17 protein-coding genes and 1 pseudogene are annotated in these 19583 nt (G+C 34.1%); 14 read left to right on the forward strand and 4 right to left on the reverse strand.

The annotated features are described in order from the left end of the window. Window positions 1–175 precede the first annotated feature (175 nt). The 5 genes from ACX5JI_RS22200 (at window position 176) to ACX5JI_RS22220 (ending at window position 6696) form a co-directional block, all read left to right on the forward strand. The gene (locus tag ACX5JI_RS22200; RefSeq protein WP_459503185.1) at window positions 176–1078 is read left to right on the forward strand and encodes a CPBP family intramembrane glutamic endopeptidase; all 903 of its coding nucleotides are present in this window, start codon (window positions 176–178) and stop codon (window positions 1076–1078) included. 210 nt (window positions 1079–1288) lie between these two features. Further along, window positions 1289–1711, forward strand: coding sequence for a MarR family winged helix-turn-helix transcriptional regulator (locus ACX5JI_RS22205; protein ID WP_459503186.1), 423 nt, complete (start codon window positions 1289–1291; stop codon window positions 1709–1711). A 220-nt stretch (window positions 1712–1931) separates the two neighbouring features. Continuing rightward, entirely contained in the window at window positions 1932–2816 is an 885-nt protein-coding gene (locus ACX5JI_RS22210) for a GNAT family N-acetyltransferase (protein ID WP_459503187.1), read from the forward strand. A gap of 336 nt (window positions 2817–3152) precedes the next feature. Further along, the gene (locus ACX5JI_RS22215) at window positions 3153–4907 is read left to right on the forward strand and encodes an ABC transporter ATP-binding protein (RefSeq protein ID WP_459503188.1); all 1755 of its coding nucleotides are present in this window, start codon (window positions 3153–3155) and stop codon (window positions 4905–4907) included. Next, window positions 4900–6696, forward strand: coding sequence for an ABC transporter ATP-binding protein (locus tag ACX5JI_RS22220; RefSeq protein ID WP_459503189.1), 1797 nt, complete (start codon window positions 4900–4902; stop codon window positions 6694–6696). The genes ACX5JI_RS22215 and ACX5JI_RS22220 overlap by 8 nt, the downstream gene beginning before the upstream one ends. 239 nt (window positions 6697–6935) lie before the next feature. Here the strand turns inward: ACX5JI_RS22220 and ACX5JI_RS22225 are convergent, their stop codons facing one another. Together ACX5JI_RS22225 and ACX5JI_RS22230 are read right to left on the reverse strand one after the other, a co-directional pair. Beyond that, window positions 6936–7346, reverse strand: a complete 411-nt coding sequence (locus ACX5JI_RS22225) for a hypothetical protein (protein WP_459503190.1) — start codon at window positions 7344–7346, stop codon at window positions 6936–6938. Window positions 7347–7623: 277 nt separating this feature from the next. Then, window positions 7624–7776 carry a hypothetical protein gene (locus ACX5JI_RS22230; RefSeq protein ID WP_459503191.1) on the reverse strand — a complete coding sequence of 51 codons (153 nt, stop codon included), beginning with the start codon at window positions 7774–7776 and terminating at the stop codon, window positions 7624–7626. Window positions 7777–8496: 720 nt separating this feature from the next. Between ACX5JI_RS22230 and ACX5JI_RS22235 the strand changes: the two genes are divergently transcribed. The 3 genes from ACX5JI_RS22235 (at window position 8497) to ACX5JI_RS22245 (ending at window position 12447) form a co-directional block, all read left to right on the forward strand. Further along, window positions 8497–10137 (forward strand): family 14 glycosylhydrolase, encoded by a 1641-nt coding sequence (locus ACX5JI_RS22235; protein ID WP_459503192.1) that lies wholly within the window; start codon window positions 8497–8499, stop codon window positions 10135–10137. A 139-nt stretch (window positions 10138–10276) separates the two neighbouring features. Then, window positions 10277–11560, forward strand: a complete 1284-nt coding sequence (locus ACX5JI_RS22240) for a protoporphyrinogen/coproporphyrinogen oxidase (protein WP_459503193.1) — start codon at window positions 10277–10279, stop codon at window positions 11558–11560. Between the two features lie 17 nt (window positions 11561–11577). Continuing rightward, a complete protein-coding gene (locus ACX5JI_RS22245; RefSeq protein ID WP_459503219.1) occupies window positions 11578–12447 on the forward strand; it encodes an RNA polymerase sigma-70 factor in 870 nt (289 codons plus the stop codon). A gap of 55 nt (window positions 12448–12502) precedes the next feature. Here ACX5JI_RS22245 and ACX5JI_RS22250 read toward each other — a convergent pair whose 3' ends face one another. Then, window positions 12503–12661 (reverse strand): hypothetical protein, encoded by a 159-nt coding sequence (locus ACX5JI_RS22250; RefSeq protein WP_459503194.1) that lies wholly within the window; start codon window positions 12659–12661, stop codon window positions 12503–12505. A 308-nt stretch (window positions 12662–12969) separates the two neighbouring features. Here ACX5JI_RS22250 and ACX5JI_RS22255 point away from each other — a divergent pair, with 308 nt between their 5' ends. The 5 genes and pseudogenes from ACX5JI_RS22255 to ACX5JI_RS22275 all read left to right on the forward strand — a co-directional run. Continuing rightward, window positions 12970–13560 carry an O-methyltransferase gene (locus ACX5JI_RS22255; RefSeq protein WP_459503195.1) on the forward strand — a complete coding sequence of 197 codons (591 nt, stop codon included), beginning with the start codon at window positions 12970–12972 and terminating at the stop codon, window positions 13558–13560. Window positions 13561–13598: 38 nt separating this feature from the next. Then, window positions 13599–15035, forward strand: coding sequence for a class I adenylate-forming enzyme family protein (locus tag ACX5JI_RS22260; protein ID WP_459503196.1), 1437 nt, complete (start codon window positions 13599–13601; stop codon window positions 15033–15035). A gap of 214 nt (window positions 15036–15249) precedes the next feature. Then, a complete protein-coding gene (locus tag ACX5JI_RS22265) occupies window positions 15250–16359 on the forward strand; it encodes a toxic anion resistance protein (protein WP_459503197.1) in 1110 nt (369 codons plus the stop codon). 24 nt (window positions 16360–16383) lie between these two features. Further along, a complete protein-coding gene (locus ACX5JI_RS22270) occupies window positions 16384–17217 on the forward strand; it encodes a DUF3974 domain-containing protein (RefSeq protein WP_459503198.1) in 834 nt (277 codons plus the stop codon). Window positions 17218–17284: 67 nt separating this feature from the next. Further along, window positions 17285–17404 (forward strand): annotated as a pseudogene (locus ACX5JI_RS22275) (DUF6688 family protein); the annotation flags it as partial. 54 nt (window positions 17405–17458) lie between these two features. Here ACX5JI_RS22275 and ACX5JI_RS22280 read toward each other — a convergent pair. Next, window positions 17459–19018, reverse strand: a complete 1560-nt coding sequence (locus ACX5JI_RS22280) for a glycoside hydrolase family 10-like protein (protein WP_459503199.1) — start codon at window positions 19016–19018, stop codon at window positions 17459–17461. 250 nt (window positions 19019–19268) lie between these two features. Here ACX5JI_RS22280 and ACX5JI_RS22285 point away from each other — a divergent pair, with 250 nt between their 5' ends. Further along, window positions 19269–19574, forward strand: coding sequence for a PTS sugar transporter subunit IIB (locus ACX5JI_RS22285; RefSeq protein WP_459503200.1), 306 nt, complete (start codon window positions 19269–19271; stop codon window positions 19572–19574). Window positions 19575–19583: the final 9 nt, after the last annotated feature.

Below are 19583 nucleotides of genomic sequence, written 5' to 3' on the forward strand. Positions count from 1 at the left end.
AAAACTGTCTTTTTATGTGTATGTATTATCCTTAGTTCAAAGTAGGTGAAAATCCCGACAAGATTTCCGATGGTATTTCTTGTTTTATTCTTTTTTATTGGAAATGGAATGTAAAAGTATGAGGGAGGAGTAAAATTAGTGTAAAATAGTAATGTTTAGAAATGGAAAAGGAGGAATGAATTTGAATAATAGTGGATGTAAAACAATCGAAGCGGCAAAGGAAGGGCGAAAAAAAGTACACCCAATTTTAGCAGTCATATTATCGGTTGTATTTATAAGCCTTGGAGAATTGTTTACGGTGTTTATGTTATTTTTGCCAAAAGCAGAAACGACATTTATGAAGGCATATTATAACAACTTAAATATGGTATTAACATTTGGAGGAGCAATTTTATTTGTATTTTTATGGGTTCGTTTTGTAGAGAAACGTCCATTTTCATCAATTGGTTTTTGGAAAGAGAAATTTTTGAAAAAGTATATAAAGGGAGCGTTGATAGGATTTATATTCATATCAATACCGGTATTATTACTTATTATAACAGGAATGGTACAGTTACAAATACAACATATCACAAGTACAGTTATATTAGGTATTCTAGGTTCTTTAGTTGCATTTTTAGTACAAGGTGCTACAGAAGAAATTGTTGTACGTGGTTGGTTATTTCCAGTTATTTCAGTTAGAAGTCGGATATGGGTTGGAGTTGTTGTTACCTCATTGTTATTCGGCTTTCTCCATCTCCTTAACCCAGGTATTACAATTCTTTCTATAACAAATATTATATTAGTTGGTGTATTTGCGGCATTTTATGTATTAAAAGAGAATAGCCTTTGGGGGATATGTGCTTGGCACTCTATATGGAACTGGGCTCAGTATAATGTGTATGGTTTTGCGGTAAGTGGAATGACAATATATTCGACGCCTTTATTTAAACCTTCAACGAGTGGATCGGAATTGTTACACGGAGGAGCATTTGGAATTGAAGGAAGTGTACTTACAACCATTCTGCTTGCGGTTGCCTCCATTATATTATGGAGACAATTGTGGGGAAGAAAATCAAAACAACATGATATTGGATAGTTTAAAAGTTTGTATAATGTATAAAAACAACGAGTGCATCTATCGTACTGATATACCCGTTGTTTTTTATTGAATGAATATACGGTAATGATTTTGATAAAGGTCTTGTCTTAGTGGGGAAAATTCATAGAGACAAGGCTATTTTATTTGACATATGAACTAAACGAAAATAAGATTCATATATGAAATAAAAAAGAAGGGCTTTTTTGGATGGATATGAAAAAAAGAGAATTATACGGAAATATTCGTGATGTTTATCATCAATTGCAGAGAAATTTGGATAATACAATAGAAGAGGATAATATAAGTTATGTCCAATTTGGTGTGATACAAGTACTTGCAAAGTCTGGCAAGGTATCCATGTCTAAGCTAATTGAAAACATGGGATGTGTTCCAAGTAATATGACCACCATGATTCAACGAATGAAGAGAGATGGATATGTTGCAACGGAAAAAAATCCAAATGATCAGCGTGAAACACTTGTCTTTTTAACAGATAAGGGAGAAGCGACTAGAAAGAAAGTCGATGTGAAGTATGCCGGATTTTTACAAGAAAATTGTAGTTGTTTTACTATTGAAGAAGAACATCAGCTACAAGAGTTATTATTGAAGTGGAAGCGTCATTTAGTTTAATTGTGATATATAAGAAAAAGTGTAACAATCTGTTGCATTTTTTCATATATCAATAATTCATATATGAAATAAAAAAGAAGAATTAGTAGTTGAAGTTATCTTGAAATCCTTAACTTCTTTTGGTATATTTTGTGGAGGTGTGGATTTATAGGAAGACTTATTTGATATAAACATAATAGAATACGGTTACATTAATCAGAATGAATTTATGGAGGACAATATGGGAAATTTTATTCTTTCCGAGAATTTTTTTGTGGAAGAACCGAAAAAGGAACAGTTATTTCCATTGTTTGAGGAAGTGTTTCATGTTCCTGTTCAAACGTTACAAAATTTTGAGTCTAATGGATTTTGGGATACGACATACAAACCTTTTTCATATTTACATAAAGGTCAAGTAATAGCGAATGTATCTATGTTTTCGCTACCAATGTTTATAAATGGAGAGCAGGTTCATGCAGCTGGCATTCAATCAGTCATGACACATCCAGAATATCGGAGACAAGGTTTGATGAAACAGATATTTTCTAAAGTATTGCACGAAATAGATACAGAATATGAATGTGCGATATTATTTACAGAGAAGCCAGAATTATATGAGATGTTTGGTTTTCGAGTTATACAAGAATATTTAATGACATTGTCATATGATAATAATTCATCTGACTCATCTTCACTTCGGAAATTAGATTTTTATAATGAAAAGGATATACAGCTTATAAAAGAAATAATGGGAAATGCTCAACTGCTTTCAAGGGAATTTTCAACTTTAAATTACCAGTCTTCTTTTTATTTTAATATGTACGGTGCGAATTGGAATGAAAAACTATATTATTCAGAGAAGCTGGATACACTTATTGTATTTGAAGTGAAAAATCAAGTGCTGAAGTTATTTGGAGTTTTCGCACAAGTCCTTCCGATTTTAGATGATATATGTGCTGAAATATGTGAGCCATTTACAGAGATTGAATTTTATTTTTATCCTGATGAATTAGGGATCGAAGAGGTAGCGTGTAAAGAGCTTCAGTCTGAAACGTATTTAATGATTCGCGGCGGTGAAAAGTTTGATTGGAAAGGGTATAAGTTTCCAGTTTTAACTGAATTTTAAATAGACTCCTAACTTAGAAGTAACTAGCAACATATAGTATTTGATTTTTCAATTGAACATACATAATTGAAATTGGCCGCATTCTATTATAAAGGAATGTGGCTTTTGGTTGTTGTCTTGAAATAGGCGTCTATAAAGTTTTGTGATGAAAGTCTTCTTTTCAATCAAATGAAGGCACTTTGATTGACGAATGTATTATTAATATTTATCATTTAATAATGTTAAATATTAATCTACAGAATATAATTGTAGTAGTGATGGAGATGTCCAGATGAATAAAATGGAGGGGATATTTGAATTATAGAATGACAATTTCATAAGAAAAGGAGACTATGTATGAAATCATTTCGCAAATTGTTACAGTATTTAAAACCATACATGTTCTTCGCTATTATTGGACCACTGTTTATGGTACTTGAAGTTGCGATGGACTTAATTCAACCAACGATTATGCAGCATATTATTGATGTTGGCATCGCTAATCAAGATTTTCATTATGTCGTGAAAATGGGAATTTTGATGATAGGAGCCGCAGCACTTGGGTTAATTGGTGGGCTTGGATGTATGATGTATTCCACGAAAGCAGCTGTTAATTTCGCAACAGATATAAGAAAAGACGTCTTTACAAAAATCGAGGCGTTTTCCAGTGAAAATCGAGACTCATTTGGGACTGGGAAATTATTAACCATTGTTACGAATGATATTACATCTATTCAAGCTGCCATGACGATGACATTGCGTGTTCTCGTTCGCGGTCCGTTATTGTTTATAGGTAGTATTATTATTGTTTTTGTAACAGCAAAAGATTTATTTTCTATTTTACTTATTGTTGTACCCATTCTTTTAGTTGCGATTATTCTCATTGCTGGGAATGCAAGTGGCTCCTTTAGAAGGGTACAAGAAGCGTTAGATAAAGTGAATACAAAGCTACAAGAAAATCTATCAGGGGTTCGCGTTGTAAAAGCTTATGTAAGACAAAATCATGAAATTTCTCGGTTTGAAAAAGTAAATAAAAACTTAACAAGTATTAATATGCGTGCGGTACAAATCATTTCATTAATGATGCCGATCATTATGCTCGTTGTAAATGGCGGTATTGTAGCAACCTTATGGATAGGTGGTATAAAAGTTTTTAACGGCACACTACAAGTTGGAGCGATTTTAGCATTTATTAATTACTTAAACATTATATTAATGTCACTTATGTCAATCAGTATGGTATTTATTCAAATTGCCCGTGCTTTCCCATCTGCTGCTCGGGTACAACAAGTACTAGAAACGAAAGTTGATATTGAAAACGAAAAAATCACGTATCAACCAGAGGAGGTAAAGGGAAATGTTGAATTTAAGCATGTAAGTTACAGCTATAGTAAAAATAATGAACATGTTCTAAGAGATATTTCATTTACCGTAAGGAAAGGTGAAAAAATAGGAATTATTGGTCCTACAGGAAGCGGGAAATCTACGCTAGTTAAATTACTTCCACGTCTATATGATGTTGATAAAGGTGCAATTTTTGTTGATGGTGTCAATGTCAAAGAGTACGATTTACAGGCGCTTCGTTCTTCAATCGGATTTGTTTCGCAAAAAGCATTGCTGTTTTCAGGAAGTATTGAAGAAAATATGCGTTATGGTAAAGAAGAAGCTACGCAAGGGGAGATAGAATCTGCGTCAGAAGCAGCGTGTGCGACCGAGTTTATTAATAAACTCGAAAATGCATATCAATATCACTTAACACAAGGCGCAACGAATCTTTCTGGTGGTCAAAAACAGCGTCTTTCTATCGCAAGAGCACTTGTCCGAAAGCCAGCTATCCTTGTACTAGATGATTCTACATCAGCTGTTGATGCAAAATCAGAAAGAGTGATACAGGAAGCGTTAAAAGAAGGGCACAAAGAAATGACAACATTTTTAATCGCTTCGAAAATATCATCTGTTATGGATGCGGATCAAATTCTCGTTTTAGATCATGGTGAGCTAGTTGGTAGTGGAACACATGAATATTTATTAGAAACATGCGAAGTGTATCAAGATATATATCTTTCCCAAGGTGGTAGTTTGCATCAAGAAGGAGGGAAAGAACATGCGTAATTTTCAAGGACAGTTTGGAAGTAAAGGCGGACGTAGCAATTTGAAATCAGGAAAGCCACAAAATACAAAAGGAACTGTAATGAGGATTTGGAACTACATGGGGTATCAAAAAGCAGCTCTTATATTCGTTATTGTTCTTGTATTTGCCACAACATTACTCGGTTTACTAGGTCCATATTATATGGGAGTTATTATCGATGAATATATCGTGCCAAGAGATTTAACTGGAACAGCAAGAATGTGTATGCTACTCATTGGGATTTATGGCGTTACGGTATTGTTAACGTGGCTGCAAACATTCTTAATGGTTCGTGTTGCATTAAAAACAATCCAAAAAATACGACAAGATATTTTTGAGAAAATCCAAACGCTTTCTCTTCGTTTCTTTGATGTTCGTTCACAAGGGGATTTAATGAGTCGTGTCACAAATGATATTGATAGTTTAAACCAAGCATTAACACAAAGTGTTGTTCAGATCATTTCGTCTGCTTTAACATTTATTGGCGTGACGATCGCAATGTTTTCACTAAATTGGATTTTAGCGATTGTGACACTGATTACAGTACCAATTATGTTTTTTGTAACAAAAAAGCTGGTTGCGTATAGTGGGGAAAACTTTGCGAAGCGACAAAAAGATTTAGGGGAATTGAATGGTTTTATTGAAGAAGCCATTACAGGTGCAGATGTTATTACATTGTATGGAAAGGAAAAAGAAACAGTAAATAAATTTGCTGCTATCAATGAACAACTTAGAATTTCTGCTACAAAAGCTGATACATTTTCAGCGTTTATTTTCCCAAGCATGAACTTTATTAATAATTTAGGTATGGGGCTTGTTATTCTAGCAGGCGCGGTTATGGTTTTAAATAATATGACGACAGTCGGTGTTATCGCTGCATTTATTAACTACTCTCGTCAATTTTCAAGGCCGCTCAGCCAGTTTGCAACGCTTATGAATACAATTCAAGCTGCAGTTGCTGGGGGAGAGCGAGTTTTTGAAATTATGGATGAAGTGCCAGAAATTCAAAATAAAAAAGATGCAATTGTTGTTAAGAATTTAAAAGGGAATGTTACTTTCGAACATGTATCATTCGGATATACAAAAGAAAAAGAAATTTTAAAAAATGTAAACTTACATGCACATCCAGGAGAAACAATTGCTCTTGTTGGACCGACTGGCTCAGGAAAAACAACAGTCATTAATTTATTGACACGTTTTTATGATATTCATAAAGGGCAAATTAAGATTGATGAAAAAGATATAAAAGATTACGATATTAGTTCCTTACGAAGCAAAATAGGAGTCGTCTTGCAAGATACATATCTCTTTGCTGGTACGATTATGGATAATATACGTTATGGAAGACTAGATGCCAGTGATGAAGAAGTTATTGCGGCGGCAAAAGCAGCTTCTGCACATTCATTTATCAAACATTTGCCCAAACAATATGAAACGGAAATTGCTTCAGAAGGATCAAATGTAAGTCAAGGGCAAAATCAGTTACTAGCGATTGCAAGGGCGATTTTAGCAGATGCAGATATTTTGATTCTTGATGAAGCTACCTCTAATATTGATACAAGAACGGAATTACAAATTCAATCTGGATTAAATAATTTGATGAAGGGACGCACGAGCTTTGTCATTGCTCATCGATTAAAAACGATTGAAAAAGCAGATCAAATTATTGTTATTCAAGATGGAGAAGTTATTGAGAGAGGGAATCATGAATCTTTAATTGAAAATCAAGGGTTCTACTATGGATTGTATACAAGCCAGTTTAAGATTTAATAGATTAATAGGATACGGTTTCCTTTATTTGAGAAACCGTATTTTTGTGGTTGCAAACATTTGTTATCCAAACAGTTTTTTGATGATTGATGAAAATGAAGTGAAAGAAAAATAGAGTTCATCACCTGTATATAGTAGGTGGTGAACTCCTTTTTTATTAGGTGAACTTTTCCAATGGCCTCTTCTAAATCAAGGATTCTTTTTAATGATTTAATCTAATATTCATGATAACATTCGTCTCAAGAATCGCATTTCTTTTTTTTATCATTACAGCAAATACAATTTGTTTGTTGGATGAGTAAACTGATTGTAGCATCAACTTCATCAGAGTTTGTGAAAGTAATTTTTTCGACATCCTCTACTAGAAATGTTTTTATATTTCCTGGAGTTAAAATAATAGTAAGTGGGGTACGAGATTGTCTTGTTTGGATGATTAATTCAATTGGTGCAAAGGATGTATTGACATAACTTAATTTGATTAATGTTTTATTATGATTGTCGGTAAAATTTTCAAATATAGTTTGAGAAGTGGCGCGTATAATCTCTAGGTTTACAGGAGTATTTCCAGATCCAAAAATCGTATAGGTTTTAATAAAACAGTTGTTTTTTGAATAAGACGAATACGATTGATCTTTATAAGAATTAGCCATACGTGTTTCACTCGCTTTCTTTTGATTAAATTTCTATATATTTTATAAAAAAAAGGAAGAAGTGCTTGTACAAAACGATAAAATCCGCTCTTCGTACATGAAGAAAAGCGTTATGTAGTGAAAAAAATAGGTGAACGATCTATATGAGAAGAGAGTTCTGTTTTTTTATAAGTAATAACATTGGTTAGTATGTTAACAGCAGTTTTGGAATTTACGTAAGAAACGATTTAAAAAAGTATACCTTCCTAAATGAATGTGGAAGGTATACTTGAAAAAACTATTTGTTTTTACCGCAATTACAGCCTTTTTTCTTTACATATCCTTGTTGCGATAAATGGTGTGCTGATTGATGATTAGAAGATTTTGAAGATGAAGGGTTGCTACCTTTATTAGTAGAAGATTTCTTATTAGAATTGTAATCGTTATTCATGATATCATCTCCTCCAGTTTGATATATACATAGTATATGTGGAAACTCTAGTAATTGTTACGAGAGTATGAAAGTTAGCATAGAGTGTAAGGAAATAAAATTACGTATACGAATTAGGGTATGAGTCTAGTTATTTTAGTGTGCAGTATTTATTGTACCTATTCGTATACAATAAATGTAATTGGTAGTGCTTTTTATTTTGTATTTGTGGTATTCCATTATAGTAGTAAGAAGTGTGATTACTGTTAGTTAGTAGAAAATTAGAATGATTGTACATTTTATGTAAAGGGAGAAGGAAATGATTAACTCTGTTTTAAAAGAATGAAATGAACAATTAAAACAGCAATTTAAGCCATTCTTGAATCCACTAGCATTGCTAGTTGCTAAACGATCACAATAGTAATCGAGAAGAAGATATAATTTATGTGTAGAAAAATATAAAGTATGATTGATGTCCTATTTCTATATAGATAGAGTAAAAAACACAGGTCAGTTTTTCTTACTTTTGTTTTTTTGTTAAATATGCATTATTTCATGCAAACGCTTTCTCTTTTCGTTTTATAATGAAACTGTATAAAGTGAAACTTTAATCAGTGGGGGGGCGTTCCTCTCACTTAACTTCTTTACTTTCGCTGAATTTTGAGATGAGGGTCTTACCGCTCGTTAATGCGCGATAAATTGAAGTCATGATTAAAATAAAAAAAGAAATGGAGAGAAAAGATGAAAAAGCGGTTTCAATATTATAGTGTTTCTATTTTATCTGTCTTGATATTATTTGTGTCCCTATTAAGTCCACAAACAAGTTTTGCAGCTGTAAATGGAAAAGGAATGAATTCGGACTACAAAGCTTACTTAATGGCACCATTAAAAAAGATTCCGGAAGTAACAAATTGGGAGGTGTTTGAAAATGATTTAAGGTGGGCAAAACAAAATGGTTTTTATGCTATTACTGTTGACTTTTGGTGGGGAGATATGGAAAAGAACGGGGATCAACAATTTGATTTTTCATACGCACAACGTTTTGCCCAATCGGTAAGAAATGCAGGTATGAAAATGATACCTATTATTTCTACGCATCAGTGTGGTGGGAATGTTGGGGATGATTGTAATACTCCAATACCTTCATGGGTTTGGAATCAAAAAAATGATGACAGTCTTTACTTTAAATCTGAAACAGGAAATGTTAATAAAGAAACATTGAATCCGCTTGCTTCAGATGTAATTCAAAAGGAGTATGGCGAACTATATACAGCATTTGCAGCAGCTATGAAACCATATAAAGATGTCATTGCAAAGATATATTTATCGGGAGGGCCAGCTGGGGAGCTAAGATATCCTTCCTATACATCTGCTGATGGAAGCGGTTATCCATCACGTGGGAAGTTTCAAGCATATACGGAGTTTGCAAAGTCAAAATTTCGATCCTGGGTATTAAATAAATATGATTCCTTAAATGAAGTGAACAAAGTATGGAGTACAAAACTTACTTCTATTTCAGAAATTTTACCACCAAGTGATGGCGAACTATTTTTAAAGAGTGGATATAATTCTTCATACGGGAAAGATTATTTAGAATGGTATCAAGGTGTTCTAGAAGGTCATACAAAATTAATTGGTGAATTGGCACACAATGCTTTTGATCCAAGTTTTCAAGTACCAATCGGCGCAAAAATCGCAGGAGTACATTGGCAATATAATAATCCGGCTATACCTCATGGGGCAGAAAAGCCAGCAGGGTATAATAATTATAGTCATTTACTTGATGCTTTCAAAAGCGCAAAGTTAGATGTAACATTTACTTGTCTGGAAATGACAGACAAAGGTAATTATCCAGAATATTCAATGCCTAGAACATTAGTACAAGAAATTGCAACATTAGCTAATCAAAAAGGAATTGTATTAAATGGTGAAAATGCTTTAAGTATCGGAAATGAAGAGGAGTATAAACGAGTTGCAGAAATGGCTTTTAATTATAATTTCTCGGGCTTTACTTTGCTTCGCTATCAAGACGTGATTTATAACAATTCTTTAATGGGGAAATTTAAGGATTTATTAGGTGTGACCCCTGTTATGCAAACGATTATAGTAAAAAATGCTCCTACAGCAATAGGAGATACGGTTTATATTACTGGAAATCGTGCCGAGTTAGGAAGTTGGGACACGAAACAGTATCCAATTCAATTGTATTATGACTCTCATAGTAAGGATTGGCAAGGCAATGTTATGTTGCCAGCTGATCGAAACATAGAGTTTAAAGCATTCATTAAAAGTAAAGACGGAACGGTAAAATCATGGCAAACAATACAACAAAGTTGGAATCCAGTCCCGCTGAAGACGACCTCTCATATAAGTTGGTGGTAATTATATTATGTAAACAAAAAGAACCTTTATCATATATTAAAGGTTCTTTTTGTTTCTGAAGGAAAAATACATTTTAAAAAATGTCACATTCTTCTTTCTTCATTCGTCCTGTGTGTAGAAAAATAAGGAGGGAATTTATATGGAGAACTTTAATGTGGCAATTATAGGCGGGGGACTTGCCGGATTAACTGCCTCGATTTATTTAGCTAAGGAAGGTAAAAAAGTTGTTGTATTAGAAAAATCAAATCATTTTGGTGGAAGAGCAATGACAACGAATAAAAATGGCGTCCTTATGAATCTTGGAGCACACGCTTTATATCGCGGAGGAGAAGCACTATCTACTTTTGAGGAACTTGGAATCAATATTCCAGGAGGCATACCTTCTACGAGCGCGCATGGCATATGGAAAAATGAGGTGTATGTAGTGCCGACAGATTTTCAATCGATCTTATCTACGCGATTACTTTCATTGTCTGCTAAAATACAGTTTTCACATCTGATGTTAAAAATAGGGAAATTAGATTTGAAGACAATTCCTAAAATGAGCTTGAGTGTATGGGCAGAAAAAGAAATTAAAGATCCTATGGTAAGAAATATGTTTTATGCATCATGTCGAACAGCGACCTACACATATGCTCCCACAATACAGTTAGCATCTTCTGTACTAAAACAAATACAACGCTCAATGAAAGAAGGGGTTTTTTATGTAGATGGTGGATGGGAGACGATCATTACAAAACTAAGAGACAAAGCTACAAATGCTGGAGTCCATTTTATAGCGAGTAAAAATGTAGTTGAAATTGAGCACTGTGGTCATATTCAAAGAATCCGTTGTTCTGGTGACGAACTCTTTGAAGCTTCTACGGTTGTTGTTACTATACCACCAAAAGAAGCTTGTAAAATTATAAAGGGAGCAAAAGATACTGCGCTACAAATATGGAAAGAACAGTCTATGCCAGTTACAGCAGCTTCCTTAGATCTTGGTTTAAGAAAATTACCTAATCCATCACATCAATTTGCTTTAGGATTAGATCAGCCGGTATTTTTTACGAATCAATCGAGAGCCGCTAAGTTAAGTGACGATGGAACGGTAGTAGTCGGATTGATTAAATATCATAATCCTGCATCACAAGTTAGTAATTCTCATGACGATAAAGTTTTGTTAGAACATACAATGGATTTATTACATCCAAAGTGGAAACAGGAGTTAGTTGAAAAGCAATATTTACCTAAAATAACAGTTGTATATGATTTTCCTCATATTGCTCGTATTGAAAATCCAGGGCCTACTGTTCCTGAAATGCCAGGGGTTTATGTTGCAGGAGATTGGGCTAGCCATGATGAATTATTAGCTGACGCCGCAGTTTCTAGCGGTAAACGAGCAGCATTGCATATTTTAGAGCGAAGTAAAGTCATAAATTGAAAGAGGGTCATGTGAGTGTGGAAACAGAACAACTGTATCAAGCATATAAACCTTTATTGTTTTCTATAGCTTATCGTATGCTGGGGAGTGTTATGGATGCTGAAGATATTGTTCATGATACATTTCTTTCCTTAAGTCAAATAGAAAGTCTAGATTCAGTTGATAATATAAAAGCATATTTATGTAAAATGGTTACAAATCGCGCAATCGATAAATTACGTTCAGCAGCTCATAAACGTAATGTTTATGTTGGTGTTTGGTTACCTGAACCACTTGTTGAAGAAAATGATGATCCCTCAATGACATATATAATGAAAGAATCTATTTCTACAGCGTATCTTTTACTTTTACAACAGTTATCTGAAGTTGAACGGGCGGTGTTTATATTACGAGAAGTTTTTGATTACGATTATGATGAAATAGCATCAATTGTTGGAAAGAGCAGTGTGAACTGTCGACAAATCTTTCATCGGGCTAGAAAAAGTATAATAGATAAACCGAAAGCCTCGAAATTAAGCACAAAGAAAATGGCTGCATATGTGGAACAGTTTGTTACATCTTTGCAGCGTGGAGATGTACAGGGAATGTTAGGAATCTTAAAAACAAATGCAATTTTCAAATCTGATGGTGGTGGGAAGGTTGCAACAGCGCTTAAACCAATTTACACATCTGAAAGGATTATACGTTTATTCTTAGGGGTTATCAAAAAATTGCCAGAAGAACATGCCATTATATTTAGAATTGTAAACGGTACACCAGGGATTATTGTGAATATAAATAATCGCATTATGTATGTGCTTTCGTTTGAGTTTCAAGAAGAGAAAATATCATCTATTTATATGATGATGAATCCAGAAAAACTTATGCATATAAATCAGAATGCATAGAATGAAAAAGACGCATTTCTACAGAAATGCGTCTTTAATTTTTGAATCATATCATTTACTTTTCTAACATTTCAAGAGGAACATCTTTTTCACCTAATACTTCAAATTTAATTTCTCCGTCCTCTTCGTAAATACGTTTAATAATCGGTATAGTTATCATTTGTTTTTTATGCTGCTTACGTCTTCTAGCAGCTTCTAAATTAATCACGTTCATGTTCAAAGCATCCTTTCTTACATACAGTTATAACCAAAAGAAAATGCGTCCAAAAAGGGCGCTACTTTAATTTGAAATACCGATTAAAAATAATTATATGATTGCATTTTGATTGTAAAATAATGTGAATAGAATAATTGCACGTAGAAATTAACTTTATCAAAAAATGTAACAATATGCTACAAAAAATTCAATTCTTTGTCTTATAACAGGAAAAACCTATTCGTTTAGCATATAATGAAAGGTAGATAAACATAATTAACTTTCTCATCAATTTTGATTATTTATTAAATTTGCTTGGAAAGGAGATGAATCGTATGAATTCATTACAATTGTTGTTGTTAGAACTAGAAAAATACGGAAACGAGCATGATAGTGAAAAAGAGAAACGAGAAGAAAAGTTAAGAAATATTTCTCGTGAAATGGGACAATTTTTATCTATTTTAATAAAAGGGTGTAGTGCTCAAAGAGTTTTAGAAATTGGGACTTCAAATGGATATTCAACATTGTGGCTTGCAAATGCGGCTGAAGAAACGCATGGAAATGTTACAACTGTTGAAATTTCTTCAGAACGAGTCGCAGAGGCACTTATGAATTTTGAAAAGGCGAATCTTAGATCTTGGATTGATATTCATAATCAGGAAGCGGGGGCGTTTCTAGATGCACAAGTAGATCGATCATTTGATTTTATTTTCCTAGATTCAGAGCGTACTCAATATATGTGGTGGTGGGAAAATATAAAACGCATATTAGAGCCAAAGGGGCTTCTTGTCATTGATAATGCCACTTCACATGCAGAAGAATTAGCAGAATTTATTCAGATGATTGAAGAAGATGATACATTTGAAACGGTATTACTAGCTTTTCAAAAAGGAGCGTTTGTAGCACGAAAAAAATAACAAATATAGCCATAACAAACAAGGAGATTCAATAAAAAATGCGTATACATTCCTATTTCTATGAGCAGGCGCAAAAATATCCTGACCATGTTGCGCTTTCAGAACAACATAGTAGCTGGACTTACAAAGAGTTAGCGCAATATGTTTCAAATCGTGCATCAGTTCTTATACAAGACGGAGCAGCACCGGGTCATATTTTTATTATAAAGTTAGAAAATTGTATGGAATGGATTCGAGATGCCCTCGCAGTTTCAGAAATTGGTGGAATTATAATGCCCATTCATCCAGAAGTTACAGAAGTAGAATGGAGAGCGATTATAAATAGAACGGAGCCTAATTGGATTATTACATCTAAAGAGACTGTATGTCAAACGATTGAGAAAAATAAGATTCGGTTTCCTTTTAGATATGTGAGTAGACATGATGAGTTATATTTCTTTGGATATACTTCAGGTTCAACGGGTACACCGAAAGGGTTTGTTAAAAGTCATCAGTCTTGGATTTGTAGTTTTAAGGGATGGAGTAAGGCGTTTTCACTTACGGGAAATGAGCGTGTTATAGTCCCGCTACATTTATCATATTCAGCACAGCTATATCCAGCACTTCAGGCGTTAGCTACTGGTGCTGAAATTGTTTTATTATCTAGCTTCACACCAGAGGCATTTTTCAAAGCTAAAGGCTCATGTGTTTCTATCACACCAGCTTTAATTGAACCTTTAACTCGTTATGCAAAACAAAAACAGCGTGTAGAGGAAGTGATGCCGAGATGTGTGATTTCAGTTGGAACAAAATTATCGCCTTTACAAAGACAAAAATTTGAAAAGAATTTTCCTCAATCACTTTTGTATGAATATTACGGATCATCAGAAATGGGTTATGCTTCGTTATTAACACCAAAAGATGCAAAACATACTCCCGAAACAGTTGGAACCTCATTTCCTGACGTAGAGATTGCCCTTTTTAATGAGAAAAACGAACGAGTAGTAACTAATAAAGAAAACTTCGGGAAATTATTTGTTCGATCCGGTCAGGCTTTTGAAGGATATATTGAAAATGAAGAGCAAACAAAGGCTACTTTCATAGAAGATTGGGTAACCTCACATGATATTGGTTTCCAAAGAGAAGATGGGAAAATTGTTTTAGTAGGTAGAGATAGAGAAGTTATAAAAGCTGCTGGGAGCTTTGTGTACGCTGGTGAAATAGAAGATGTATTACTTGGAATCACCGGGGTTACAGAAGCGGTAGTGTTTTCGGAAAAAGATGAGAATCGCGGAGAAATTATAAGAGCTGTTATCGTTAAGGATTTTTCTCGGGAATTAGTAGATATTCAGAAAGAGTGCCGTCAAAAACTAATATCGTATAAGCAACCAAGAAATTGGACTGTACGATCACATTTACCAAAGAAGCCGAACGGAAAGGTAGACAAAATGAAATTGCGGGCTGAATTATTAAGCGATAAACTGTGTAACACGTGAAGAATCCGCCTTCAGCACGTAGTCTTCTAGGTCTTAAGGCTGAGGAAAATAATGCGCGAAACAGGTATACTTATAGTAAGAAACAGGGAATGACTGCATAAGCAGGAGTTGATTAAAAGTCGATTTCAAACAAGCAGCATATATGTTGAATACGAGATTTCAGATGAAATATAGTGCAAATAAATTCGCACATATAAATAAAGGAGCGATTTTGTTGACTGAATTAGAGAAAAAAGAATCTGTATCAATAGTGAAAGATAATGTTGAAGTCGTTGTTGATACAGTTATTAAAGATGAAGAACTTGTTGAACTGAATAAAGAAGCTGATTTATATGTACAAAAGTTAAATAGTGAACAAAATACCGATCTTTCAAAAGTATTATCACAGCTCGGAGATTTAGGAGATAAAGAACAACAAGCAGCAGGGCAAACATTATCAGCATTAAAACGCCCTGTGACTGCGATGATGACTGGGAAGAACGAAGAGATTCCAAATACATTATTAGAACTGCGTAAAGTTGTATCAGAACTTGATCCTAATTCATTAAAAGCGTCGGGTATGAAGAGGTTTATGTTTAAAGTTTTTAAGAAAAATCCACTTGAAACGTATGTTCATAAATATCAATCCATAGATAAACAAATTGAAGAAATTATAAGATCATTGCTTATTGGACGTGACAATCTTCAAGAAGACACAGTTGGTTTAGAAATGCTAAAAGAGCAATCGCATGAAAAAATCCATGCACTTGATAAGCAAGTATATCTTGGTAGAAAACTTGCTAGTATGCTTGAAGCAGAAAGGCAAAACCCAGATCGTCAAAAGGATATTCCATTAATCAATGATGCACTAGAAAAAATTCTTGTACGTACACGTAATATGCAACAAGCAAAAAGTGTATTACTGCAATCTATCGCATCTGTAGACATTATTAAGAAAAATAATGAAAAGTTAACAGAAGCAATTCGTAATGCAATTACAATGACACAAAATGTGGTTACTGTTTCAGCAGCAATTCAGCTCGCATTAACAAATCAGCGTAAGACGATTGATGCAGTGAATGCGACGAATGAAGCAATTGAATCGATGGTACTTAGTAACTCACAAGCTTTAAAACAAAACACAGAAGAAACAACGCAACTGCTTGAAAATCCAGCAATTAGCATGGATAAACTACGCGAATCATTCCAAAATGTATTTGCAGCTATTGAGGCATCTGAGAAATCATCAGAACGCATTATTGAATCAAGTAAGAAGTTTGTTATTGAACTTGACACATTTAATGATGAAATGAAGCAGAAGCTCATTCAGCGTCCAAAGAAATAAAAGGTCATTAGAGGAGGTGAAAATATGGGTTTCTTCGAATTTGTTTTAATGGTCGGTGGAATTTTACTTTTGCTAGGGTTTACACTTATTGTGTTACTCGTTTACTTCGGCCGGAAATTTTACTTATCATGGACAAAGCCATATAAACGGGCACATGAATCAATCGGAAAATTATCAAATAAATCAACGCCATTTTTACAAGAATTTACTCAGCATCCGCTGTTTTATCGCTGGATTCGTACAGAAGGGAAAAAGGAACAAAAAGTCTTGAATACTCTTTTTTGCACGGCAAATCAACGTTCTAGAGAACAAGTTTTCTCTATGTTACCGAAAGATAAACAGAAAAAAGTGCATGCGATGGCGAAAACAACGAAAAAAGTGACAAATGAAGATATTGATGTGGCAGCGATAAAAATTAAAGATTTTTTAAGACAAGAATCACAACAAGCATCTGGGTCAACTGATCTATCGTTTTATAAATTGTATTTTTACGACCGTTACCCTGATGCATTGAATGACATTCAGGCATATAAAAGATCTGTTAATCCTTCATTACAAAGAATGGTTGATGAGATTACAATTTCTGTCTTACATGCACTTCCATACTATCAAGAACAACGTATGTTTGAACAACAGCACAAACTAGAGACGTTCTTAATGAAAGACTTAATCGCTATGTTGTCATTAGTAACACAATTGCCACCATCACAACGTCCTGAAAAAGAAGAAGAATTGCAAGTTTACTTACAAAACTTCCAAAAAGAAATGGAAGCAGTAGAGCGTGATATTCGTGACTCCATTGATCATGATTTGAACGTGAAGATGAGAGCGGCGACTGAGAAATTTAAGACTAAGTAAAAGAAATCCTTTTGAGTAATGTACTCAAAAGGATTTCTTTTACTTATTGGTTCTGGTAGCGAATAGAGCTGATTTTATTTATATCATAATGAAACCATTAGAATGTTTTTTCTTACTCGTATTGTATACAGTAGATAAAAATCTTGAAAATAGAATTCATATTCAATATAGTAAACTGAGCAAATAGATTTTTTGATGTATAGAGTAAAATCCCTCATATTTTGAGTGAGGGATTTTATCATTATTGTGCTTTTATAGTAGTTTTACTAGAAGGAGTACTTTCATTATGCAACCGATCCAAAGAGGTCACCACATACGTATATGTTTCACCAGATACTGCCGTTTTATCTACATAAATCTCTCCAGGTTTTGTTTTTCGTACAGTAGTAAGTAAATTTTCAGCTTTTTGAATATCAACCTCGGTTTTTCCATTTACTCGATAGATTGCATAATAAGAAGAGTTATTGTTTCTATCATCGATAATTCCTAAGGCGATACCATCGTGCCTTGCAATGGCACCTTTTAATATAGGTTGTTTAGGTGGATCATGATCTAACCAAGGCATTGGCGGGATTAATGCAGGGTGTTTATAAATGTCCTTTTGAAGTCTGTCTTTTATTCCTAATGGATTGTTATTTATATCTTTAATGCTAAAGTGCATGCTACCTTTTATTTGTGAATTTTTATGGTTTAGCGCAATTTGTCTTGGGTATTCTTCAGGGTCTGACCATGCGGGAACGGAGTTATTATTAATTTTATATGCCGCTTGCCCGATATATAAGTGAATAGGCTTGTTTATAGTTTCTTGTACCCACCAATCTAATAATATGTCATATGCTGCAGGTGAAAAACCAATATTCCAATAGATTTGTGGTGTAATATAGTCAATGTATCCTTTTTGGATCCATTCTCGTGTATCGGCGTATAAATCATCATAGTTTCTTTGTCCGGCAGTTGTATTGGAACCAGTTGGATCATCAGCAATATTTCTCCATACGCCAAATGGACTAATTCCAAACTTTACATACGACTTTTCTTGTTTAATAGCAGTATGTAATCCGCTTACAAGCTGGTTCACGTTATCACGACGCCAATCTTCAATGTTAGAAAATCTCCCATTATTATACGTTTCATACGTGCTTTGATCTGGAAATTCTTCACCAACTACTTTGTAGGGGTAGAAATAATCATCCATATGAAGTGCGTCAATGTCATAATTTTGTACAACTTCTAGTGCACCTTCCGTTATAAAAGTTTTCACTTCTGGAATACCAGGATTATAGTATAGTTTCCCGCCATAAGGGATAACCCAATTGGGATGTTCTCTTGCTGGATGATTTTCTGCTAATCGGTCTATATCAGTATGATTCATTGTTATTCTGTAGGGGTTAATCCAAGCGTGAAATTCAAGGTTTCTTTTATGGGATTCTTCGACCATAAATGCAAGTGGATCATAGCCGGGATCTTTGCCTTGAGTACCGGTAAGATATTCAGACCAAGGACCGTATTGGGACGGATAAAAAGCGTCGGCGGTTGGTTTAATTTGCACAACAATCGCGTTCATACCTATATTTTTTAAATCATCTAGTAGTTTGATAAATTCTTGTTTCTGTTTTTCGATAGGTAGATCAATTTTTGAAGGCCAATCAATGTTGAGCACAGATGCAATCCATGCGGCACGTAGTTCGTGTTTTTGGTACGTAGTAGGGACTTCAGCTCGTGTGGATTTAGAGGTGATGAATAGAAAGGGAATCATCAAGATGACGCTACAACAACTCATTAATAATCTTCTGAAAATCATCGTACGCCTCCTTACATATTTTATTATCGAAATTACTATATCATGTGAATGTAAGATTCACAATTGAGAAAGAAGCGCGCTGAAACTTTTATTTCATATAAAAAATTTTTGTTAAAATTTCATTTCGCTAGAACTAATTTGTCTACATTCTTCATATGATTTTTAATACCGCAAAACAACCTTTTTTTGGCGATTTGACAGTCCTTGAAAAAGGATAAAAATTACTGAAAGCACATGGGAGGATTATGAAATGAAAGTTCTGTTTGTATGTTCTGGAGGAATGTCCAGTTCAATTGTTGTAAACGCTTTAAAAAAAGAAGCGGAGAAGAAGGGAATTAGTATGGATGTACACGCAATTGGAACGAGTGAAGTGGAAGAAGAGGTGAAAAATGGCTGGGACGTTATAATGGTTGCTCCGCAAGTAAGGCATAGATTTGCTGCAGTGAAAAAAATAGCAGATGAGCAGTCTGTTCCTTGTGGTGTGATTCCACCGCAGGCTTATACGCCACTTGGCGGTCCGACATTATTAAAAGCAGTACAAGAACTCATTCGTTAGGAGGGAGAA

The organism is Bacillus sp. C1 (genome assembly GCF_054570475.1).